Below are 20,126 nucleotides of genomic sequence, written 5' to 3'. Positions count from 1 at the left end.
AGTATTGCCATGGCTTTGATGATTACCGACGACTGTATCAATTGCGACGTGTGCGAGCCCGAGTGCCCGAACGACGCGATCTACATGGGCCCGGAAATTTACGAAATCGATCCGAACAAGTGCACCGAGTGCGTGGGCCACTTCAATGAGCCCCAGTGCCAGCAAGTGTGCCCGGTCGCCTGCATCCCCTTCAATCCCGCCTGGCGCGAGACGGAAGAGCAGTTGCGCGCGAAATACGAGCGCTTGCAGGCCGCTAAAGCCGCTTAAAACCCACGGCCAGGATCAGGTGTCTGCCACGATGTGGCAGACACCAGTCTTACGCCTCGGGTTTTAAACTCCAAGGGTGGTATATTGCTTTCCGCAACACACCCTTAGGAGACAGGATGACAATCACCCGTAGAAAAATCATGCAGGGCGCGGCCGCCGCTGTCCTGTTGGCGTCCGCCTTTGCCCAGCCCGCGCTGGCCGCCGTGGACGTGGCTGGCGTGAAATTCGCGGAAACCGCCAATGTCGGCGGCCAGGAACTGAAGCTGAACGGCGCCGGCGTGCGTACCAAGGTCGTCTTCAAGGTCTATGCGCTGGGCTTTTACTTGCAGGAGCAGAAATCCACAGTGCAGGATGTGCTGAACGCCGCCGGCCCGCGCCGCATCCAGATCGTCAGCATGCGCGACCTGACTTCGGACGATTTCGGCGCCGCTTTTATGGCCGGCCTCAACGCCAACACCTCGGCGGACGAGCGCACCAAATACCTGCCCCAAACCAAGGTCTTCGGCGAGATGTTCGGCGCCATTCCGGGCCTGAAAAAGGGTGACGTCCTGATCGTCGACTGGCTGCCGGGCGTAGGCACGCAATGCATGCTCAACGGCAAGAAAATCGGCGAAGTCGTGCCCGAGCTGGGCTTTTACAACGCGATCATGAAGATCTGGATCGGCGACAAGCCGGTGGACAGTTCGCTCAAGCCCAAACTGCTGGGTAGCGAACAGAAGTGATTTTGCTGCGGCGCGGCAGGGTTCTGCCGCGCTCTAAAGACTCAGGCGCGGGAGGCCAGGGCGCGCAGTTCGGCGACGTGGCTCGGCGAACCGTCCATCGAGTTGAGCATGCGCTTGAGCATCATCGCATCGCGCATCTGGCGGCGCTGCAGGCGTTCTTCTTTGGTCAATTTTGGCTTAACGACAAGCATTGCAGCCTTGGCAATGCCGAACAGCATAGGCTTGAATACGACGAGCAGCGCCAGCGCCAGGATCACCAGCGGCCAGTTGTGCACGATTTCCATCAGGTTCATGTAGGTAGACATCGGTGTTTCATTGCATTTAGAATCTATCGTAACTATACTGCGCCGCAACATATCAATCCAATTGCGTTTCTCCATAACAATCATTCTTGGCGTGAATAACCCATGAGCTTCCTGACGCTTGACCTTAACCTGCTGCGCGTTTTCGACGCGGTCATGACCGAGCAGAACCTGACCCGCGCGGCCGGCCATCTCGCCATGACCCAGCCGGCGGTGTCGAACGCCATCAAGCGCCTGCGCGAAAGCCTGGGGGACGATTTGCTGATCCGCACGGCTTACGGCGTGAAGCCGACGCCGCGCGCCGAGGCGCTGTGGCCGCATGTGCGCAGCGCGCTGGCGGCGCTGGAATCGGCGGTGTCACCCGGCACTTTCGATGTTTCCAAGGCGCATGCAACCTTCCGCCTGGCGATGGCGGACGCGACCGCAGCCTTCTGGCTGCCCTCGCTGATGCGCTCGATCGAAAGCGAGGCGCCGGGCGTGAACGTGCGCATGGTGCCGCTGACCACGCGCGAACCGCGCCCCATGCTGCTGCGCGGGGATATCGACCTGGCGGTAGGCTTCTTCCCGGGCGTGGCAGCCCAGCTGATGAGCGAGCCAAGTTCGCCAATCCGCCACGAGCGGCTGTATTCAGGTACATATGTGTGCGTGATGCGCCGCGGCCATCCGCTGGCCAAGCAGGAATTGACGATGGATAACTATTGCTCGGCTAACCATTTGCTGGTGAGCTTCTCCGGCCGCGCTCACGGCCTGGTGGACGAGGCGCTGGCCCAGGTGCAGCGCGAGCGCCGCATCCTGCTGACCGTGAACCAGTTCTTCACGGCCGGCCGCGTGGTGGCGAATTCGGATCTGATTACCGTGCTGCCGAAGCATTTGATTGCTTCGACCGGGATGACGGATGCACTGGTTTATAAGGAATTGCCGTTCCAGCTGCCGGCCGTGCACCTGGACATGCTGTGGCATGAGCGCGATGCGCGCTCGCCGGCCCACAAGTGGCTGCGCGGGCATCTGGAGAATATGAATAATGTGGCGGCGCGCACGGCGCCTGGAACGGCTCCCAAGAGCGACACGTATTAAAAAACCCAAGGCGTGAACCTAGTGTGTCAGCCACGATGTGGCTGACACTTGCTTTTGGCCGTGGGTTTTTAATGCGCCGACGACCGGTATCCTATGCGGAACCCACCCCAATGCTTTCCATCAACATAAATCGGCGCCGAGAGGTCGTGCATGACTTCGCCCGTGTCGCGCTTGTAGGTCTGCAAAAGGAAGGGCCGGGTGTTCGATCCGCAGCGTTTTCCGGTGCGATCACGGAAGATGCGCTTCGTTCGATTGTGAATGATATCCACATCGTAGTCCCCAGTCAGTGGCTGGGAGAATTTGCGGTTATGGGTGGGGAAATACCCATTGTTATCCACAGCTCCGGCATATGCCAATTGAGGCATGGCGGCCAATAAACCTTCCTGAAGTTCTGGCAATACCTTGTCCGTAAAACGGTCGAATTTGGTGTGGAATTTGCTCGGATTCGTGTTGGGAATTTCTTCGTAGCGGCGATCGAACAGCGCCTCGCGGGTAATCTTTCCGGCCGCGATGGCGGACTCGAACAGCTTGCCCACTTCGCGCGCCGCCTGCTGGGCTGCGCGCCGGATATCGTCGTGCGGCGTTTCCACCTCGGCCTCACCCAGCGCGCCAGCCATCACCTCGGCACGCTCGGCCAGCGCCATGGCGGAACCGGTCACGCGCGGCAAATCGCGGTCGGTGGAGAGCATGGAATCGCGGATCTGGGTAATCGCCTCGGCAATCACCTGGGTGGTTTCCACGTGCTCGCGCGAAGCGTGGGCAATTTCGTCGATCTTGGCCTCCGATTCGCTGGAGGACGCTTCGATATTGCTGAGCAGGCCGTGCACCTGCTCCACGTTCACCGCCGCCTCCTTCACGCCCGTCGCCAGCGAAGACATGCCGCGTGAGGCCTTTTCCGCCTGCTCATTGATCTCGCGCACCATCACGCTTATCTCGTCCGTGGCTTCCTTGGTGCGCTGGGCCAGCTGGCGCACCTCGCCGGCCACCACGGCGAAACCGCGTCCCTGTTCGCCGGCGCGGGCCGCTTCGATCGCGGCATTCAGCGCCAGCAGGTTAGTGCGGGCGGAAATCTCGGAAATGGCGTTGGTAAAGCCGGAAATGCGTTTCGCTTTTTCCTGCAAGCTGGCCATGGTCTCGGCAGCCGCTTCGGCATCACGCCGGGCCGCGGAAATACGGGACAGGCCCTGGTCAGCTTCCGCGCGCCCCGCCACGGTCTCTTCCCGCACCTGGTGGGCGACGCGGGAGGCGCTTTCGGCGTTATTGGCGATCAGTTCGGTGGTGCGGGCGTTCTGGTCCGAGCTGTTGACGATGCCGCTGGCGGTCTGCACATCCTGCTCGATTTTCTTTTTGACGGAATCGACGAAATAGGAAGTTTCGGCGGCGCCGATCATGATGGCGTCGATTTCCTTGCCGACGGTGACGGCAAAGCGGCGGGGGCCGTCATCCGCACTGCTGCGAGCTGCCAAAGCTGCCCCAGCCGTGGCCGCGAGTGCCGCCAGGAAGGCAGTCCATAGCGGGCCCGATTCCGGTTGCCCATTGAATCAGCCAAGCCAACAAAGTCCCTGCAACGAGGGCCGCGAGCAGGCCCCGGTTTTGCTGCAACAGCTTCATGCATCCTCCGTCTCCTGGAGCACGTCGCCGTTGGGGAATCGTTATTTAATCGGCAACTTGCTCGTATTCTTAACTTCTTCCATCACAGCGTAAGTATGTGTCTCGCGCACACCTTTTTGCAACAAAGTTTTTCCAAGGAATTCCCGGTAGGCGGCCATGTCCTTCACGCGGGCCTTCACCAGGTAGTCAAAACCGCCGGCCACCATATGGCATTCCAGCACTTCGGGGATCAACTGGACGCTATGTTTGAAGGCATCGAACACTTCCGGCGTGGTGCGGTCGAGCACAACCTCGATGAAGACGAGCAATGACACATCCAGCAGCTGCGGATTAAGCTGAGCCGTATAGCCCATGATGTAGCCGGCCTCGTGCAGCTTGCGCACCCGCTCCAGGCAGGCTGCCGGCGACAGATTCACTCTCGCAGCAAGCTCCACATTGCTGATGCGGCCGTCACTTTGCAGCTCCATCAGGATCTTTTTACTGATCTTGTCCAGCATGGAAATCCCCTCGTTAATTTTATTTGGTCAAATTCTCTCACCAAAAACTATCTATTGCTAGCCCCCAGCAATACCAGAATTAATCCGAAAGATTCCCGCTTACAATCGAATCATCAGCAGCACCGCTAGACACGCCTCGCAAACTTGCTTTGCCGGGCGTGTTTTTGTACGTGCAAAGCTTAATCAAAAACCATTCTTAATAGAGTCCTTACATGCACCCAAAAGACCTTCCGTTCAGCACCCTGCAAAGCGAAGTCCTGCGCGACCCGACGCCGCTGCGCGCAGCCATCACGGCTGCCTATCGCAAGGATGAGCAATCCGCTGTGCAGTGGTTGCTTTCGCAAATTCGCGAAGGCGCGCCGGAGACCACGCTGGAAGCCCAGAACCTGGCCAAGCGCCTGGTGACCGCCGTGCGCGAGAAGCGTACACGATCTTCCGGCGTTGATGCATTAATGCATCAATTCTCGCTGTCCTCGGAAGAAGGTGTCGCGCTGATGTGCCTGGCTCGAAGCCCTGCTGCGCATTCCGGACAACGCCACCGCCGACCGCCTGATCGCTGACAAGATTTCCAAAGGAGACTGGCGCAAGCACCTGGGCGAATCGCCATCGCTGTTCGTGAACGCCGCGACCTGGGGCCTGGTGGTGACCGGCAAGCTGGTCGGCTCGTCCAGTGAAGAAGGCCTGGGCGCCGCGATTACCAGCCTGATCGCCAAGGGCGGCGAGCCGCTGATCCGCAAGGGCGTGGACTTGGCAATGCGCATGCTCGGCAACCAGTTCGTAACCGGCCAGACCATCGACGAAGCCATCAAGAACGGCAAGGACAATGAAGCCCGCGGCTACCGCTACTCTTATGACATGCTGGGCGAAGCCGCGCTGACCGAGGCGGACGCCGCCAACTACTACGCTGCCTACGAAAAGGCGATTCACGCGATCGGCAAGGCGTCGAACGGCCGCGGCATCCGCAATGGCCCCGGCATTTCCGTGAAACTGTCCGCCCTGCACCCACGCTACAGCCGCGCCCAGCGCGACCGCGTGATGAGCGAACTGCTGCCGCGCCTGACTGCGCTGGTGAAGCTGGCCAAGGAATACAACATCGGCCTGAACATCGATGCGGAAGAGGCTGACCGCCTGGAGCTGTCGCTGGACCTGATGGAAGCGATGGCTTTCGACCCGTCGCTGGCCGGTTTCGACGGTATCGGCTTCGTGGTGCAGGCTTACCAGAAGCGCTGCCCGTTCGCCATCGATTACCTGGTTGACCTGGCCAGGCGCAGCGGCCGCAAATTCATGGTGCGCCTGGTGAAGGGCGCTTACTGGGATGCGGAAATCAAGCGCGCCCAGGTGGACGGCATGCCTGGCTATCCGGTCTATACCCGCAAGGTCTACACCGACGTTTCCTACCTCGCCTGCGCCCAGCGCCTGCTGGCTGCAACTGACGTGATTTATCCGCAGTTCGCCACGCATAACGCCCAAACCCTGTCGATGATCTATACCTGGGCCAAGCGCGACAACATCAGCGGCTACGAATTCCAATGCCTGCACGGTATGGGCGAAACCCTGTACGACCAAGTCGTCGGCGCCGACAAGCTGGACAAGCCTTGCCGTATCTACGCGCCGGTCGGTTCCCATGAAACCCTGCTGGCCTACCTGGTGCGCCGCCTGCTGGAAAACGGCGCAAACTCGTCCTTCGTGAACCAGATCGTGGACGAAAGCATTCCAGTGGACTCCCTGATCCAGAACCCGCTGGCCGTGGCGCGCGAACTGCAAGGCTCGCCGCACCCGGCCATCAAGCTGCCGCTGGAAATGTTCGGCGCCGAGCGCATGAATTCGAAGGGCCTGGACCTTTCCAACGAAGACGTGCTGCGCCAGGTGTCGGCCGTGCTGGCCGAGCCCCGCAGCTGGACTGCGGGCCCGTTGCTGGCGGCCGAAGCCACTGCCAGCCAACCTTCCCAGCCGGTCGTCAATCCAGCACGCAAGGATGACCTGGTCGGCCAGGTCACTGAAGCGACCGCTGCCGACGTCGATGCGGCGCTGACCAGCGCCAGCCATTTCGCGATGGATTGGCAAACCACCGAACCGTCGGAACGCGCCGCCGCCTTGGGCCGTGCCGCCGACCTGTTCGAGGAAAACATGCTGGAACTGATGGCATTGGCCATCCGTGAGGCGGGCAAATCGCTGCCGAACGCCATCGCCGAAGTGCGTGAAGCGGTCGACTTCCTGCGTTATTACGCTGCCCAGACCCGTACGTCGACCAATACCCTGGCGCTGGGTCCGGTCACCTGCATCAGCCCATGGAACTTCCCGCTGGCGATCTTCACCGGCCAGGCGGCTGCTGCGTTGGCTGCCGGCAACGTGGTACTGGCGAAGCCTGCCGAGCAGACGCCGCTGATCGCGCACCGCGCGGTGCAGCTTCTGCACGAGGCTGGCGTACCCCGTTCGGCCCTGCAATTCCTGCCGGGCCGCGGCGAAGTCGTCGGCGCCGGCCTGTGCAACGACAGCCGCGTAAAGGGTGTGATCTTCACCGGCTCGACCGAAGTCGCACAGCTGATCAATCGCACGCTGGCAAAACGTGCCGCGACGGAAAATGTGGATATTCCGCTGATCGCCGAAACCGGCGGCCAGAACGCCATGATCGTGGATTCCTCGTCGCTGCCGGAACAGGTGGTGATCGACGCGATTTCTTCGGCTTTCGATTCCGCCGGCCAGCGTTGCTCGGCGCTGCGCGTGCTCTTCCTGCAGGAAGATATCGCCGACAAGACGATCAAAATGCTGAAAGGCGCAATGCAGGAGTTGAAACTGGGCTCGCCGGACCGCCTGGTAACCGATATCGGCCCGGTTATTGACGCAGAAGCGCAGCAAAACCTGCTGTCCCACATTGAAAAGGTGAAGAAGTCGGCAAAAGCCAGCTTCTCGCTGCAGGCTCCGGGCGCTGACCAGGGCACTTTCGTGCCGCCTACCGTGCTGGAAATCGGTTCTCTGGATGAGCTGACGAAAAGAGGTCTTCGGCCCGGTGATGCACGTGATCCGCTACAAGCGCTCCGACTTGCCGAAAGTGATCGACCAGATCAACAACAGCGGCTTCGGCCTGACCCTGGGCGTGCATTCGCGCATCGACGAAACCATCGATTTCATCACTTCGCGCGCCCATGTGGGCAATATCTACGTGAACCGCAACATCGTTGGCGCGGTGGTGGGCGTGCAGCCCTTCGGCGGCGAAGGCAAATCCGGCACTGGTCCGAAAGCCGGTGGTCCGCTTTACCTTAAGCGTTTGCAGAAAGGCGTCGTTTCGACCGAACGCCACGAGCGCCAGGCTACTCCGGGCGGCGGATGCACTGGCAGTCTGGGCAAAAGGACAGGGCAAACAGCGCCTGCTGACCCAGGTTGAGGCGTACGCGCGCACCACGCCGGTTGGCTCCGTGATCGGCCTGCCAGGCCCGACTGGTGAGCGCAATACGCTGGCTTACGTGCCGCGCGGAGCGATCGCCTGCCTGGCCGCCAGCCGTGAAGTGTTGATGAACCAGCTGGCAGCGGCTTTCGCGACCGGGAATACGGCGGTGGTGGTGGATGGTGGCTCGTTGCTGCCTGCGGACCTGCCGGCCGCGGTAAAGGCGTCGATTCAGCAGGTGACCGGCTTAACCGGCCTGCAGGAAGGCGTGCAGATCGCTTTGGTGGATTCCAGCCTCACTGCGGGCGTGCGCGAGCAGCTGGCGGCACGCGACGGCGCCCTGGTTTCGGTTATCGATACGACGGAAGAGGGTGAGATTCCGCTGTGGAGGCTGGTTGCGGAGCGGGCGCTGTGCGTGAATACGACTGCGGCGGGGGGGAATGCCAGCTTGATGACGTTGGAGGCTTGAGCATAAGCCAACAAAAGGCAGGCACGGCGGATCAATGATCCGCCCTACGCTGCGCGGGTGTCCTACACCGCGCAGAAGTTTTTGATGATGCCGAAGGCATAACGGGACGCGACGGTTTTTACGAAGTGCATGAAATCCGTCGCGGCATCCTCATTGGCGTTGTCGGAAATCGTCCTGATCACCGCAAACGGCACGCCCAGTTCGAAAACAGACCTGGGCGACAGCCGCTCCCTCCATTTCCACTGCCAATAAATCAGGCAGTGCATCCTTCAAAGCCGCCAGTTTTACCGGATCCGTGATGAATTGATCGCCGCTGCCGATCAATCCACGGTGCAGTTGCGCGCTTTCGGCTTCGTTATCCAGGAATTCACGTGCTGCAGCGCCCAGTCTACGGCCCAGATCGCGGTCTGTCGGCAGGTGCGACAGGCCCGTCAGCGGGACTTCAAAGCGTGGAAACAAGGGGCTGGCATCGATATCGTGCTGAACCAGGCTTTCAGCGATCACAACATCGCCAACACGGACTCCAAAATCGGCGCTTCCAGCGACTCCGGTAAAGATGATGTGGGTAACTCCGAACTTCTCCACAAGGGTTGAAGCTGTCATGGCAGCAGCAACCTTCCCAATTCGCGATAAAACGCACACAGAATCGATTTTCCAGAGATTTCCGGCCGTGTACTCACGCATGCCGTGGATGAGCTTGTAGGGGCTCTCCATGGCTTCGATCAATCCCTGCTGTTCTTCCGCGAGAGCGGAGATGATGCCAAGTCGCATAAAACTTTTCCTTTAATAAGGTAAAAGTATATATAAGGATGGTAGTAGATAGTAAACGAGGGATCATCTGTGGATAAAGCTGTTAACATCCACAAAATCATTAGTTTACGATTCGCAAAACCTGCTGGACAATCATTGTATCGGCGAAGGATGAGTTCTGGACAGATTTTCGCCGTGTGTGAAAATTCGGCGTTTTACGCACATTCGATCCTGTGGATATTCATTGAGTTATCAACAGACGCTCCAATTCCAACAGTGAAATCGGGCTTTTCAGCAGGTAGCCCTGGGCAAAATCACATCCTGCAGCGCTCAAGATCTCCAGCTGGTCCTCCGTTTCGATACGTCGGCCACGACTTTGATGCCCAGCCGGTGCGCCATCGTGGTGATTGCTTCGCAAAGATGGGGATTGCTGGTGAAACCGGGGTCCAGCTTCAGGTAATCGAGCTTGAAGTGCTTCAAAACGGCCAGGGAGGAGTAGCCAGCGCCGAAATCGTCCAGCGAAAGCTGCATATGGGCGTCCCGCAGGGATTTCAGGCGCCTGGCCACCTCCCGGTTGGCTTCCAGCAGCAGTTTTTCAGTGATTTCGATGACGATGCTGTGCGGCGCCAGCGCGAATTTGTCCAGCAGCTCGATCCAGTGACTCACGCTGACCGATTCGTGGCGGAATTGCCAGGCCGATTTATTCACGCAGACCTGGAAGGAAGTGCCGGCGGCAGTCTGCAGGCGCTGGATCTGGGAGGCCGCTTCCTCGAACACCCATTCCCCGACCGAGGAAATCAGCCCGCTGTGTTCCGCCACCTCGATGAATTGCGCTGGAATCAGCAGTCCTCGTTGCGGGTGTTCCCAGCGGACCAGCGCTTCCGCCATTTCAACCCGTCCATTGCGCAGGTTGCGGATGGGCTGGTAGACCAGTCTTAGTTCTCCCCGTTTCAGACCCTCCCGCAACTCGTTGGCCAGCTGGATCCGCATCTGGCTGGCTTCCTGCATGAAGGGCGCGAAGTAGTTGAAGCGGTTACGGCCTTGCTGTTTGGCGGCGTACATGGCCTGGTCGGCGTTCTTGATCAGCGTTTCCGCATCTCCGCCGTCTTCCGGATAGAGCGTGATGCCGATACTGGCGGAAATTTCAACCAACTCCGTCTGCAAATGGAAGGGCGTGGACATATTGCCGAGGATTTCCTGCACGATGCGGACGACGTCCGAGTTGTCCTTGAGCTCGCTGAGGATGACGGTGAACTCATCGCCTCCCAGCCGGGCCACCGTATCGGTATTCCGTACGCTCTGCAGCAGCCTTTCTGCGACTTGTCTGAGCAAAAGATCGCCGTAATCGTGGCCCAGGGTATCGTTGACGCCCTTGAAACCGTCCAGGTCCATGAAAATCAGGGCCATAGGCAGCAGGTCGCGGCCCGCTTTTTTCATTTCCTGGCGCAGGCGGTCGTTGAACATGCGGCGATTCGGCAGGCCGGTGAGAGCGTCGAAGTTGGCCTGCTTCCAGATCGCTTCTTCGGTGGCCTTCTTTTTCGTGATGTCCGCGAACAGGCGACATGGCGCAGGGCCTTGTGGTCGTCGTCGTAAACCGTGTTGAAGCGCAGCCAGACCAGGTAGTGCTCGCCGTTCTTGTGCTGGTGCCAGATTTCGCCTTCCCAGTGGCCGGTGTCGCTGATGTGCTGGCGCATGCGGCTGAAAAAGTTGATGTCCTGCCGGCCGGAGGTCAGTTCATATGCCTGGTGGCCGACCACTTCATCGGCCGGAAAGCCGCTGATGCGTGAAAAAGCGGGGTTTACCGACAGGATCATGCCTTCAGCGTCGGTCACCATCATCCCTTCGCTGCTGTTCTCGTACATCAGGGCGGCCAGTTGCATCGATTCTTCCGATTTTTTGCGCTCGGTCACGTCTTCCGCCATCACGAAGAGGCCGATAACGTTGCCTTCGTCATCCCGGTCCGGCACGTAAGTCACGCCATCGCAGCGTTCGATGCCATTGCTCCAGATTTTGCGCTCGAAGTACACGGTTTCTCCAGCGAAAGCGCGCTGCATATTGGGTTTGGTGCGCTCGTAAAGTTCCGTTCCCAGGACTTCTTCGACCGATTTGCCGGGACTGGCCGGATAGGGAAGATCGAACAGCTTCGTGAATTTGCGGTTGGCGAAGGTGTAACGCTCTGTGCGGTCGATGTAAGCAATGACGATGGGCAGGTTGTCGGCAATCAGGCGCAGACGTTGTTCACTCAGCATCAGTTTTTCTTCGGTCTCAACCGAATCCACGTAGAGCTTGCGGTGGCGGGTTTCGCCTTCCTCAAGCGTGGCAAAGGTCTTCAGCGCCAGCGCACTGCCGGCGATCACCAGCAGCAGAAACAGGCCGAGTCCGGCGCCGGCAATGATGAAGTGGCGTTGCGAGAGCAGGGCGATGCCGACATCCGAACTTCCGGCATTTACGATCAGCGGCAATTTGGGCAGGTGGCGGAAGCTGAATATGCGGGAGCGGCCGTCCCAAGCGCTGTTTGCCTGGAAAGTGCCGCTTTCGCCTTGCATCAGGCGCTGGAAAATTTCGGTTTTGCTGACGTCGCGGTTGAATGTGCGTTCGAAGTCGGGGGCACGGGCAATGATTCGGCCGCTCGCGTGCAAGAGGGTGATGGCGACGTCGCTGCTGAGGCGGGAATTTTCGAAAAACTTCGGCATAGCGGGAGGCATCCAGAGGGGCGACCAGGACGCCCATGAACTTGCCGTCTTCACTTTCCACCCGACGGCTGATCAGAAATACCGGTTGCCTGCTCACGCGGCCCATGGTGGGGCCACCGATGAACAAGCCTTTTTCGCCGTTTTTGTGGGCAATGAAGTAGTCGCGGTCGGAAAAGTTGTAGCCGGAGACAGAGGTGTCGTTAGAGCTGGCGACGCCATTGCCTTCATTGTCGATGTAAGCCAGCCAGAAAGTCCCGTGGAAATTGGTGCGTCCGGCAGTGAGGATGCTGGCGATAACTTCGGGTGAATCGCGCTTTGGCAGGGCTTTGATGGCGTTCGCAAAGCCGAGCAGGGAAACATCCGCGAGTTGCAGCGAGTAGAGAACGTGAGCGGACATTGCCCGCGCGTAGTGCTGGGTTTGCAGGCGGACAGCCTGTTCGCGTTCCCTTGCGGAGTAGAGCAGTTGCCAGGCGACTATAGCGATAGCCAGTGCAGACAAGGCAAACATGATAGCCAACAGACGGCGGCGGAAGCGTAAATACGCCACCGAAGCAACCTGAACCGGCTGTCTGCGCAGTGTGAACAAAGCTTCTCCAGCTTCGCTTGCATGGATGAACTTGCTTTGTTCAGTATAGCCCTGCAATGGCTGAGAGTTCTCTTTACTTTAGATTAGTGTGTATACAGAATAGTAGTGGTTGTTGACAAGTGCCACTTTCTGTGGATAAGTGGACTTGACGGAGAAAAATCAAGAGTTTACGGTCTGCATAAGCGGACGCGTAAACCTTGTATGGGCAAAGAACTGTTTTTGGACAATTTTTGCGTTCTCAACAGGACCTTTGTTTACTCACAAACCGTACCTGTGGATATTCATAAGGTTATCCACAGATCAAAGAGGGGGTGGAATGGGTTTACAAGCTCTTTTTCCTCATCCGATCATCCAGGGACCGATGGCTGGCGGTTCGAACACGCCGGCAATGGTGGCTGCGGTGTCGAATGCCGGCGGGCTGGGCTCGATCGGCGCTTCCATGCTGGCGCTGGATACCATCCGCGGCCAGGTTGCCGAGGTCCGGCGGCTGACCGATAAGCCGTTCATGCTCAATTTCTTTGTCCAGCAAACGCCGTCGCCTTCCGATGCGGAAGTGGCTCGGGGGGCGGAATTGCTGCGTCCAGTCTGGTCGTCGCTGGGATGGACAGAGCTGCCGCGGCCGGACAAATGGTGCGAGGATTTCAATGCGCAGTTCGAACTTTTGCTGGAATTGCGTCCAGCGGTCGCCAGTTTTACCTTCGATATCCTGTCTGCCGCCCAGGTGCAGAGGCTGCACGATGCTGGGATATTCGTGATTGGCACGACCACAACTGTTGACGAGGCGCTGGCCTGGCAGGCGGCCGGGCGGACGCTGTCGTCGCTTCGGGCGTGGAGGCGGGCGGGCATCGGGGGACTTTCCTGGTCGATCAGCGTGAGGCGACGCTGGGGGCGGCTGATTTATTGCGTGGGGTGGCGGCGGCGGTTCGGATTCCGGTCATTTCGGCCGGCAATATCATGAATGGCGCCGATATTCGTGCACGGCTGGCGCTGGGCGCCTGTGCGGTGCAGATGGGAACGGCGTTTCTCGTGACGGACGAGACGGGGCTGCATCCGGCGAACAAGGAGGCGCTGCTGGGGGCGGGCGCGACGGAGACGAGGCTGACGCGATCGTTCTCGGGCCGTTATGCGCGCGGACTGGTGAACCGTTTCATGGAGCAGATGGCGTCGGTGGAGGCGGACGTGCCCGCTTATCCGGTGCAGAACGCGCTGACCGGCAGCATCCGGGCCGAGGCTGCGAAGCGGGGCGATCCGGAACTGATGTCGCTGTGGTGCGGAACGGGCGTGGCGAGGGCGCGGGCCATGCCGGCCGCGGAACTGGTTGAGACTTTGGTGGCGGAAATAAAAGAATAGGGAGACGTGTTTGGAATCTGCAGGCCAGTTTGATTACATCATCATCGGGGCCGGCACTGCCGGCTGTGTTCTCGCCAACCGCCTCTCTGAAAATTCTAAAAGGGAAGTGCTGCTGATCGAAGCCGGCGGCAAGGACGATTACGTCTGGATCCATATCCCCGTCGGCTATCTCCACTGCATCGACAATCCGCGCACCGACTGGCTTTACCGCACCGAGCCGGACGCGGGCCTGGGCGGCCGCAGCCTGATCTACCCGCGCGGCAAGGTGCTGGGTGGCAGTTCGTCCATCAACGGCATGATCTACATGCGCGGACAGGCACGCGATTACGATCTGTGGGCGGAATTGAGCGGCGATCCGAGCTGGCGCTGGTCGGAGGTCCTGCCATTGTTCAGGAAGAGCGAGGATTACCACGGCGGCGCGTCCGATTATCACGGCGCGGGCGGCGAATGGCGGGTCGAAAAGCAGCGCCTTTCCTGGCCGATCCTGGATGCTTTCCGCGAGGCGGCGGCAGAAACCGGCATTCCGAAGATCGAGGATTTCAACCGCGGCGACAATTTCGGCTGTTCCTATTTCGAGGTGAACCAGAAACGCGGTATCCGCTGGAACACGGCGAAGGCCTTCCTGCGCGGCGCAGCCAAGCGCCCCAACCTCACCATCATGACGGGCTGCCACGTCGAAAAGCTGATCATCGAGAAGGGCGACCAGGGGGCGGTCTGCAAGGGCGTGATTTTCACTGGCGGCGGCACGAAATGGACGGCGGAAGCGAAGCGCGAAACCCTGCTGGCGGCCGGCGCCGTTGGCACCCCGCAGATCCTGCAGCTTTCCGGCATAGGTCCTGCGGAGACTTTGCGTGCAGCCGGCATCGAGCCTGTCGTTGCGCGCGAAGGCGTGGGCGCCAACCTGCAGGATCATCTGCAACTGCGCATGGTGTTCAGGATACAGGGCACGAAGACGCTGAACATCATGGCCAACAGCTGGTTGGGCAAGGCGCGCATCGGCCTCGAATATGCGCTGTTCCAGAGCGGGCCGATGTCGATGGCGCCTTCGCAGCTGGGTGCTTTCGCCAAATCGCATGACAGCGAGGCGACGCCGAACCTGCAATACCACGTGCAGCCGCTGTCTCTGGAACGCTTCGGCGAACCGTTGCATACCTTCCCCGCTTTCACGGCCAGCGTATGCAACCTGCGGCCGACTTCGCGTGGCCATGTCCGTATCGCGTCAGCCGATTCTTATGCGCCGCCGAAGATTAGTCCGATGTATCTGAGCACGCCGGAAGATAAAAAAGTCGCCTGCGCGGCATTGAATCTCACCCGCAAAATTGCGGCAGCGCCGGCACTGGCCAGATTCAAACCCGAAGAATATAAGCCGGGCATTCAATATTGCTCGGATGAAGAATTAGCCGAAGCTGCCGGATCAATAGGAACGACTATTTTTCATCCGGTTGGCACCTGCAAGATGGGCAAGGCCGATGACCCCACGGTGGTGGTGGACAGCAGGCTCAGAGTCATTGATGTGGCGGGCCTGCGGGTTATCGACGCCTCTATCATGCCCACGATCACCTCGGGCAATACCAATTCCCCGGTCATCATGATCGCCGAAAAAGCGGCGCTTGATCTGGCTTCATCTGCGTAGTTTTACTGTATTGCGTGGTGGTCAATTGTGTGTATTATCTAAGAAAAAATTTAGCTGGTTGTAAAGAATAACCGGGAGACAGAATGTCAGACTTCATCTTGGAAACAAGGAATTTGACGAAGGAGTTCAAGGGATTCACGGCCGTTAATGATGTGAATTTGAAAGTGCAGCGCGGCCATATTCACGCGCTGATCGGTCCCAATGGGGCCGGAAAAACCACCTGCTTCAACCTGTTGACCAAGTTTCTGGTCCCGACATCGGGCCAAATTCTCTTCAATGGCAAGGACATTACTTCCGCCCGGCCCGCGCAGATCGCGCGCATGGGCGTGATCCGCTCCTTCCAGATTTCGGCCGTCTTCCCCCACCTGACGGTGCTGCAGAATGTCCGCATCGGCCTGCAGCGCCAGCTCGGCACCACCTTCCATTTCTGGAAAAGCGAGCGCACGCTGAACCAGCTGAACGACCGCGCCATGCAGCTGCTGGCCGAAGTGGACCTGACCAGCTTTGCAGACACCGTCACCGTGGATATGCCCTACGGCCGCAAGCGCGCACTGGAGATCGCCACCACGCTGGCGATGGAGCCCGAGCTGATGCTGCTGGACGAGCCGACCCAGGGCATGGGCCACGAGGATGTGCACCGCGTGACGGAGCTGATCAAGAAGGTCTCCAGCGGCCGCACCATCCTGATGGTCGAACACAATATGAACGTGGTGTCCGGCATCTGCGACCGCATCTCGGTGCTACAGCGCGGCGCCATGCTGGCGGAAGGCACGTATGCCGAAGTCTCGAAGAACCCGCAGGTGATGGAGGCGTATATGGGCACGGAAGCGACCGAACTGGTGGGAGCGCACTGATGGCGGCCGCACTGGAAATCAACAAGCTGCAGGCCTGGTATGGCGAGTCGCATATCCTGCATGACGTGAACATCAAGGTAAATCCAGGCGAGGTGGTGACCCTGCTGGGCCGCAACGGCGCCGGCCGCACCACCACGCTGCGCGCCATCATGGGCCTGACCGGATCGCGCAAGGGTTCGATCCGTATCAACGGCCAGGAAGCGATCGGTTTGCCGACGCACAAAGTGGCCCACCTCGGGGTCGGCTACTGTCCGGAGGAGCGCGGGATCTTCTCCTCGCTGTCGACCGAAGAAAACCTGATGCTGCCGCCCGCGTTGAAGACGGACGGGAAGGGCATGTCGGTCGAAGAGATCTACGACATGTTCCCTAACCTGAAGGAGCGCCGCAACAGCCAGGGCACGCGCCTTTCGGGCGGCGAACAGCAAATGCTGGCCGTGGCGCGCATCCTGCGCACCGGCGCGCGCCTGCTGCTGCTGGACGAGATCTCGGAAGGCCTGGCGCCGGTGATCGTGCAGGGCCTGGCCCGCATGATCACGACGCTGAAGGCGAAGGGCTACACCATCGTCATGGTGGAACAGAATTTCCGGTTTGCCGCGCCGCTGGCGGACCGGTTTTATGTGATGGAGCATGGGCAGATTGTGGAGACCTTTGCTGCATCCGAATTGAGCGCCAAGATGCCGGTCCTGAACCAGCTGCTGGGCGTTTGAATGGGCTACTAAATCGATAAATCACCCAGGAAACGGAGACAATATGAAACGCACAGCTATCGCCACTGCCGCTGCCGCCATTTGCGCAATGAGCTTCTCGCTCGCGGCACATGCACAAGTGTCCGGCGACACGATCAAGATCGGCTTCATCACCGACATGTCCGGCCTGTATTCCGATATCGACGGCCAGGGCGGCGCGGAAGCGATCAAGATGGCGATTGCCGATGCGGGCACGGTCATCGCCGGCAAGAAGGTCGAATTCATCTCCGCCGACCACCAGAACAAGGCCGATATCGCCGCGTCCAAGGCGCGCGAATGGTTCGACCAGCAGGGCGTGGACATGCTGATCGGCGGCACCAACTCCGGCGCCAACCTGGCCATGGCCAAGGTCGCGGCGGAAAAGAAAAAAGATCTTCATCTCCATCGGCGCCGGCTCCTCGCGCCTGACCAATGAGGAATGCACGCCCTACACCGTGCACTACGCCTACGACACCGTGGCGCTGGCGCGCGGCACCGGCGGCGCGATCGTGAAGCAGGGCGGCAAGAACTGGTATTTCATGACCGCCGACTATGCCTTCGGCCAGTCGCTGGAGAAGGATACCGCGGAGGTGGTGACCAAGGCCGGCGGCAAGGTGCTGGGCTCCGTGAAGCATCCGCTGTCCGCATCGGACTTCTCGTCCTTCCTGCTGCAGGCGCAGTCGTCCGGCGCGCAGATCCTGGGCCTGGCCAATGCGGGTGGCGACGCGATCAACTCCATCAAGGCCGCCAATGAATTCGGCATCACCAAGAAAGCCAAGCTGGCGGGCCTGCTGATCTTCATCAACGACGTGCACTCGCTGGGCCTGAAGACCACCGAAGGCATGTACCTGACCGACGGCTGGTACTGGGACATGAACGACGCCACCCGCGCCTGGTCCAAGCGCTACTTCGCCAAGATGAAGAAGGAGCCGTCCATGCTGCAGGCGGGCGACTACTCGGCCACCTCGAACTACCTGGCAGCCGTGAAGGCCCTGGGCACCGACGATTCGGACAAGGTAATTGCCAAGATGAAGGCGACGCCGATCAACGATATGTTCGCCAAGGGCGGGGTGATCCGTCCGGACGGCCGCATGGTGCACGATATGTACCTGATGGAAGTGAAGAAGCCTTCGGAGTCGAAGTATCCGTGGGATTACTACAAGGTCGTGGCCACCATTCCGGGCGACCAGGCGTACGTGACCAAGGCTGAAACCAAGTGCGCGCTCTGGAAATAACGCGTCTCGTCTGAACATGGCGGATCAATGATCCGCCCTACACCCTTCGGCGGGCGGCCGCATCGCCCGCCATTCACATTGCGAGCTTATGGAAATTTTCGGTGTCCCGATGCCGGCGATGATGAGCCAACTGCTGCTTGGCCTCGTCAACGGCTCCTTCTATGCGATGCTGTCCCTCGGTCTGGCGGTCATTTTCGGCCTGCTGAACGTGATTAACTTTTCCCACGGCGCGCTGTACATGATGGGCGCCTTCCTCGCCTGGATGGGGATGGCCTACTTTGGCCTGAACTACTGGCAGATGCTGATCCTGGCGCCGCTGCTCGTGGGCGTGCTGGGCATCGTCATCGAGAAGACCATGCTGCGCTGGCTCTACAAGCTGGACCACCTTTATGGCCTGTTGCTGACGTTCGGCATCACCCTGCTGATCGAAGGCGTCTTCCGCTCCTTCTACGGCGTTTCCGGCCAGCCGGTCGATACGCCGGAACTGCTGCAGGGCGCAACGGACCTGGGCTTCATGGTGATGCCGAATTACCGCGGCTGGGTGGTCGTCGCTTCGCTCGTGGTGTGCCTGGCCACCTGGTTCGTGATCGAAAAGACCAAGCTCGGTTCCTATCTGCGCGCCGGCACGGAGAACCCGAAGCTGGTCGAGGCCTTCGGCATCAATGTGCCGCTGATGGTGACCATGACCTACGGCTTCGGCGTCGCTTTGGCGGCTTTTGCAGGGGTGCTGGCGGCGCCGATCATCCAGGTGACACCCCTGATGGGCTCCAACCTGATTATCGTCGTCTTCGCCGTTGTGGTGATCGGCGGCATGGGTTCCATCATGGGCTCCATCCTCACCGGCCTGGGACTGGGCGTGATCGAGGGGCTGACCAAGGTGTTCTATCCGGAGTTCTCGTCCACCGTCGTGTTCCTGGTGATGGTGATCGTGCTGCTGCTGCGTCCAGCTGGCCTGTTCGGCAAGGAAAAATAAGATGAACAAGAATGTTGGCTACGCAATTGCTCTGTTGCTGGCGCTGGGGGCGCCGTTTGTTGGCTATCCCGTGTTTCTGATGAAGCTCCTGTGCTTCGCGCTGTTCGCCTGTGCATTCAACCTGCTGATCGGCTTTACCGGTTTGCTGTCCTTCGGCCACGCGGCCTTCTTCGGCGCGGCGGGCTACTTTGCCGGCAATGCGATCAAGAACTGGGGCCTGCCTTTCGAACTGGCCATCCTGACCGGCGTGGTTGCGGGTGCTGTCATCGGCCTGGTGATGGGCGCTCTGGCGATTCGCCGCCAGGGCATCTACTTCTCGATGATCACGCTTGCGTTGGCCCAGATGGTGTTCTTCGTTGCCCTGCGCCTGGGGAATTTCACCGGCGGCGAGGATGGCTTGCAGGGCGTCCCGCGCGGCAAGCTGCTGGGCGTGCTGGACCTGTCGAGCGACCTGGCGCTGTATTACGTGGTGCTGGCGATATTCGTCATCGGCTTTGCGCTGATCGTGCGTACCGTGCATTCGCCGTTCGGCCAGGTGCTGAAGGCGATCAAGGAAAACGAGCCGCGTGCCATCTCGCTCGGCTACGACGTGGACAAGTTCAAGCTGATGGCCTTCGTGCTGTCCGCCGCGCTGGCAGCGCTGGCCGGCGCGACCAAGACCATGGTGCTGGGCTTCGAAACGCTGACGGACGTGCATTGGTCCATGTCCGGCCTGGTGATCCTCATGACGCTGGTCGGCGGCATGGGCACCATGGTCGGCCCGATCCTGGGTGCGGTGATCATCATTGCACTGGAAAACAAGCTGGGCGACTTCGGCACGTTCGTGGCGTCGCAGACCGGCATCGAGTGGTTCAACACGCTGGGTGAAGCGGTGAGCATGGTGACGGGGCTGATCTTTGTAACCTGCGTTCTCCTGTTCCGCCGCGGCATAGTGGGAGAAGTCCTGGCTTACTTCGGCAGGAGAAAGCCAGCCTGAGATCAAGAACGCCGGACCTGCTCCGGC

Annotated in this window: 13 protein-coding genes and 4 pseudogenes; 11 read left to right on the top strand and 6 right to left on the bottom strand. The window is 60.0% G+C overall.

The features are described 5' to 3' along the window. The first annotated feature begins 9 nt into the window (after positions 1-9). Both ACHMW6_RS34570 and ACHMW6_RS34565 read left to right on the top strand, forming a co-directional pair. Positions 10-267: a YfhL family 4Fe-4S dicluster ferredoxin gene (locus ACHMW6_RS34570; protein WP_395404040.1), complete on the top strand. Its 258-nt coding sequence runs from the start codon at positions 10-12 to the stop codon at positions 265-267. Between the two features lie 116 nt (positions 268-383). Continuing rightward, positions 384-989 (top strand): chalcone isomerase family protein, encoded by a 606-nt coding sequence (locus tag ACHMW6_RS34565; RefSeq protein ID WP_395404038.1) that lies wholly within the window; start codon positions 384-386, stop codon positions 987-989. Between the two features lie 41 nt (positions 990-1,030). Here the strand turns inward: ACHMW6_RS34565 and ACHMW6_RS34560 are convergent, their stop codons facing one another. Further along, the gene (locus tag ACHMW6_RS34560; RefSeq protein WP_395404036.1) at positions 1,031-1,294 is read right to left on the bottom strand and encodes a hypothetical protein; all 264 of its coding nucleotides are present in this window, start codon (positions 1,292-1,294) and stop codon (positions 1,031-1,033) included. Between the two features lie 102 nt (positions 1,295-1,396). Between ACHMW6_RS34560 and ACHMW6_RS34555 the strand changes: the two genes are divergently transcribed. Beyond that, a complete protein-coding gene (locus tag ACHMW6_RS34555; RefSeq protein ID WP_395404034.1) occupies positions 1,397-2,365 on the top strand; it encodes a LysR family transcriptional regulator in 969 nt (322 codons plus the stop codon). Positions 2,366-2,433: 68 nt separating this feature from the next. Here the strand turns inward: ACHMW6_RS34555 and ACHMW6_RS34550 are convergent, their stop codons facing one another. Together ACHMW6_RS34550 and ACHMW6_RS34545 are read right to left on the bottom strand one after the other, a co-directional pair. Beyond that, positions 2,434-3,864, bottom strand: coding sequence for a methyl-accepting chemotaxis protein (locus ACHMW6_RS34550; protein ID WP_395408786.1), 1,431 nt, complete (start codon positions 3,862-3,864; stop codon positions 2,434-2,436). Between the two features lie 153 nt (positions 3,865-4,017). Beyond that, the gene (locus tag ACHMW6_RS34545) at positions 4,018-4,473 is read right to left on the bottom strand and encodes an Lrp/AsnC ligand binding domain-containing protein (protein ID WP_395404032.1); all 456 of its coding nucleotides are present in this window, start codon (positions 4,471-4,473) and stop codon (positions 4,018-4,020) included. 212 nt (positions 4,474-4,685) lie between these two features. On the opposite strand from ACHMW6_RS34545, the pseudogene putA reads away from it, so the two are divergent. Next, positions 4,686-8,324: pseudogene (gene putA / locus ACHMW6_RS34540) on the top strand (trifunctional transcriptional regulator/proline dehydrogenase/L-glutamate gamma-semialdehyde dehydrogenase). Between the two features lie 62 nt (positions 8,325-8,386). Here putA and ACHMW6_RS34535 read toward each other — a convergent pair. The 3 genes and pseudogenes from ACHMW6_RS34535 to ACHMW6_RS34525 form a co-directional block, all read right to left on the bottom strand. Continuing rightward, a pseudogene (locus tag ACHMW6_RS34535) lies at positions 8,387-9,095 on the bottom strand (5'-methylthioadenosine/adenosylhomocysteine nucleosidase). Between the two features lie 309 nt (positions 9,096-9,404). After that, entirely contained in the window at positions 9,405-10,538 is a 1,134-nt protein-coding gene (locus ACHMW6_RS34530) for a putative bifunctional diguanylate cyclase/phosphodiesterase (protein WP_395404030.1), read from the bottom strand. Beyond that, complete coding sequence (locus ACHMW6_RS34525) at positions 10,508-11,821, bottom strand: PAS domain S-box protein (RefSeq protein ID WP_395404029.1); 1,314 nt, start codon at positions 11,819-11,821, stop codon at positions 10,508-10,510. The genes ACHMW6_RS34530 and ACHMW6_RS34525 overlap by 31 nt, the downstream gene beginning before the upstream one ends. Before the next feature lie 848 nt (positions 11,822-12,669). On the opposite strand from ACHMW6_RS34525, the pseudogene ACHMW6_RS34520 reads away from it, so the two are divergent. The 7 genes and pseudogenes from ACHMW6_RS34520 to ACHMW6_RS34490 all read left to right on the top strand — a co-directional run bounded on the left by ACHMW6_RS34520 (position 12,670) and on the right by ACHMW6_RS34490 (position 20,099). After that, positions 12,670-13,703 (top strand): annotated as a pseudogene (locus ACHMW6_RS34520) (NAD(P)H-dependent flavin oxidoreductase). Between the two features lie 10 nt (positions 13,704-13,713). Continuing rightward, complete coding sequence (locus tag ACHMW6_RS34515; protein WP_395404027.1) at positions 13,714-15,336, top strand: GMC family oxidoreductase; 1,623 nt, start codon at positions 13,714-13,716, stop codon at positions 15,334-15,336. An 83-nt stretch (positions 15,337-15,419) separates the two neighbouring features. Continuing rightward, positions 15,420-16,190, top strand: a complete 771-nt coding sequence (locus tag ACHMW6_RS34510; protein ID WP_395404025.1) for an ABC transporter ATP-binding protein — start codon at positions 15,420-15,422, stop codon at positions 16,188-16,190. After that, a complete protein-coding gene (locus ACHMW6_RS34505) occupies positions 16,190-16,897 on the top strand; it encodes an ABC transporter ATP-binding protein (RefSeq protein ID WP_395404023.1) in 708 nt (235 codons plus the stop codon). The genes ACHMW6_RS34510 and ACHMW6_RS34505 overlap by 1 nt, the downstream gene beginning before the upstream one ends. Positions 16,898-16,940: 43 nt before the next feature. Next, positions 16,941-18,150, top strand: a pseudogene (locus tag ACHMW6_RS34500) (ABC transporter substrate-binding protein). 88 nt (positions 18,151-18,238) lie between these two features. Further along, positions 18,239-19,123: a branched-chain amino acid ABC transporter permease gene (locus tag ACHMW6_RS34495; protein ID WP_395404022.1), complete on the top strand. Its 885-nt coding sequence runs from the start codon at positions 18,239-18,241 to the stop codon at positions 19,121-19,123. Between the two features lies 1 nt (position 19,124). Beyond that, positions 19,125-20,099, top strand: coding sequence for a branched-chain amino acid ABC transporter permease (locus ACHMW6_RS34490; protein ID WP_395404020.1), 975 nt, complete (start codon positions 19,125-19,127; stop codon positions 20,097-20,099). Positions 20,100-20,126: the final 27 nt, after the last annotated feature.

The organism is Pseudoduganella sp. UC29_106 (assembly GCF_044055365.1).
Taxonomy (GTDB): domain Bacteria; phylum Pseudomonadota; class Gammaproteobacteria; order Burkholderiales; family Burkholderiaceae_D; genus Rugamonas.
This window is presented reverse-complemented; position numbering and strand designations above follow the sequence as displayed.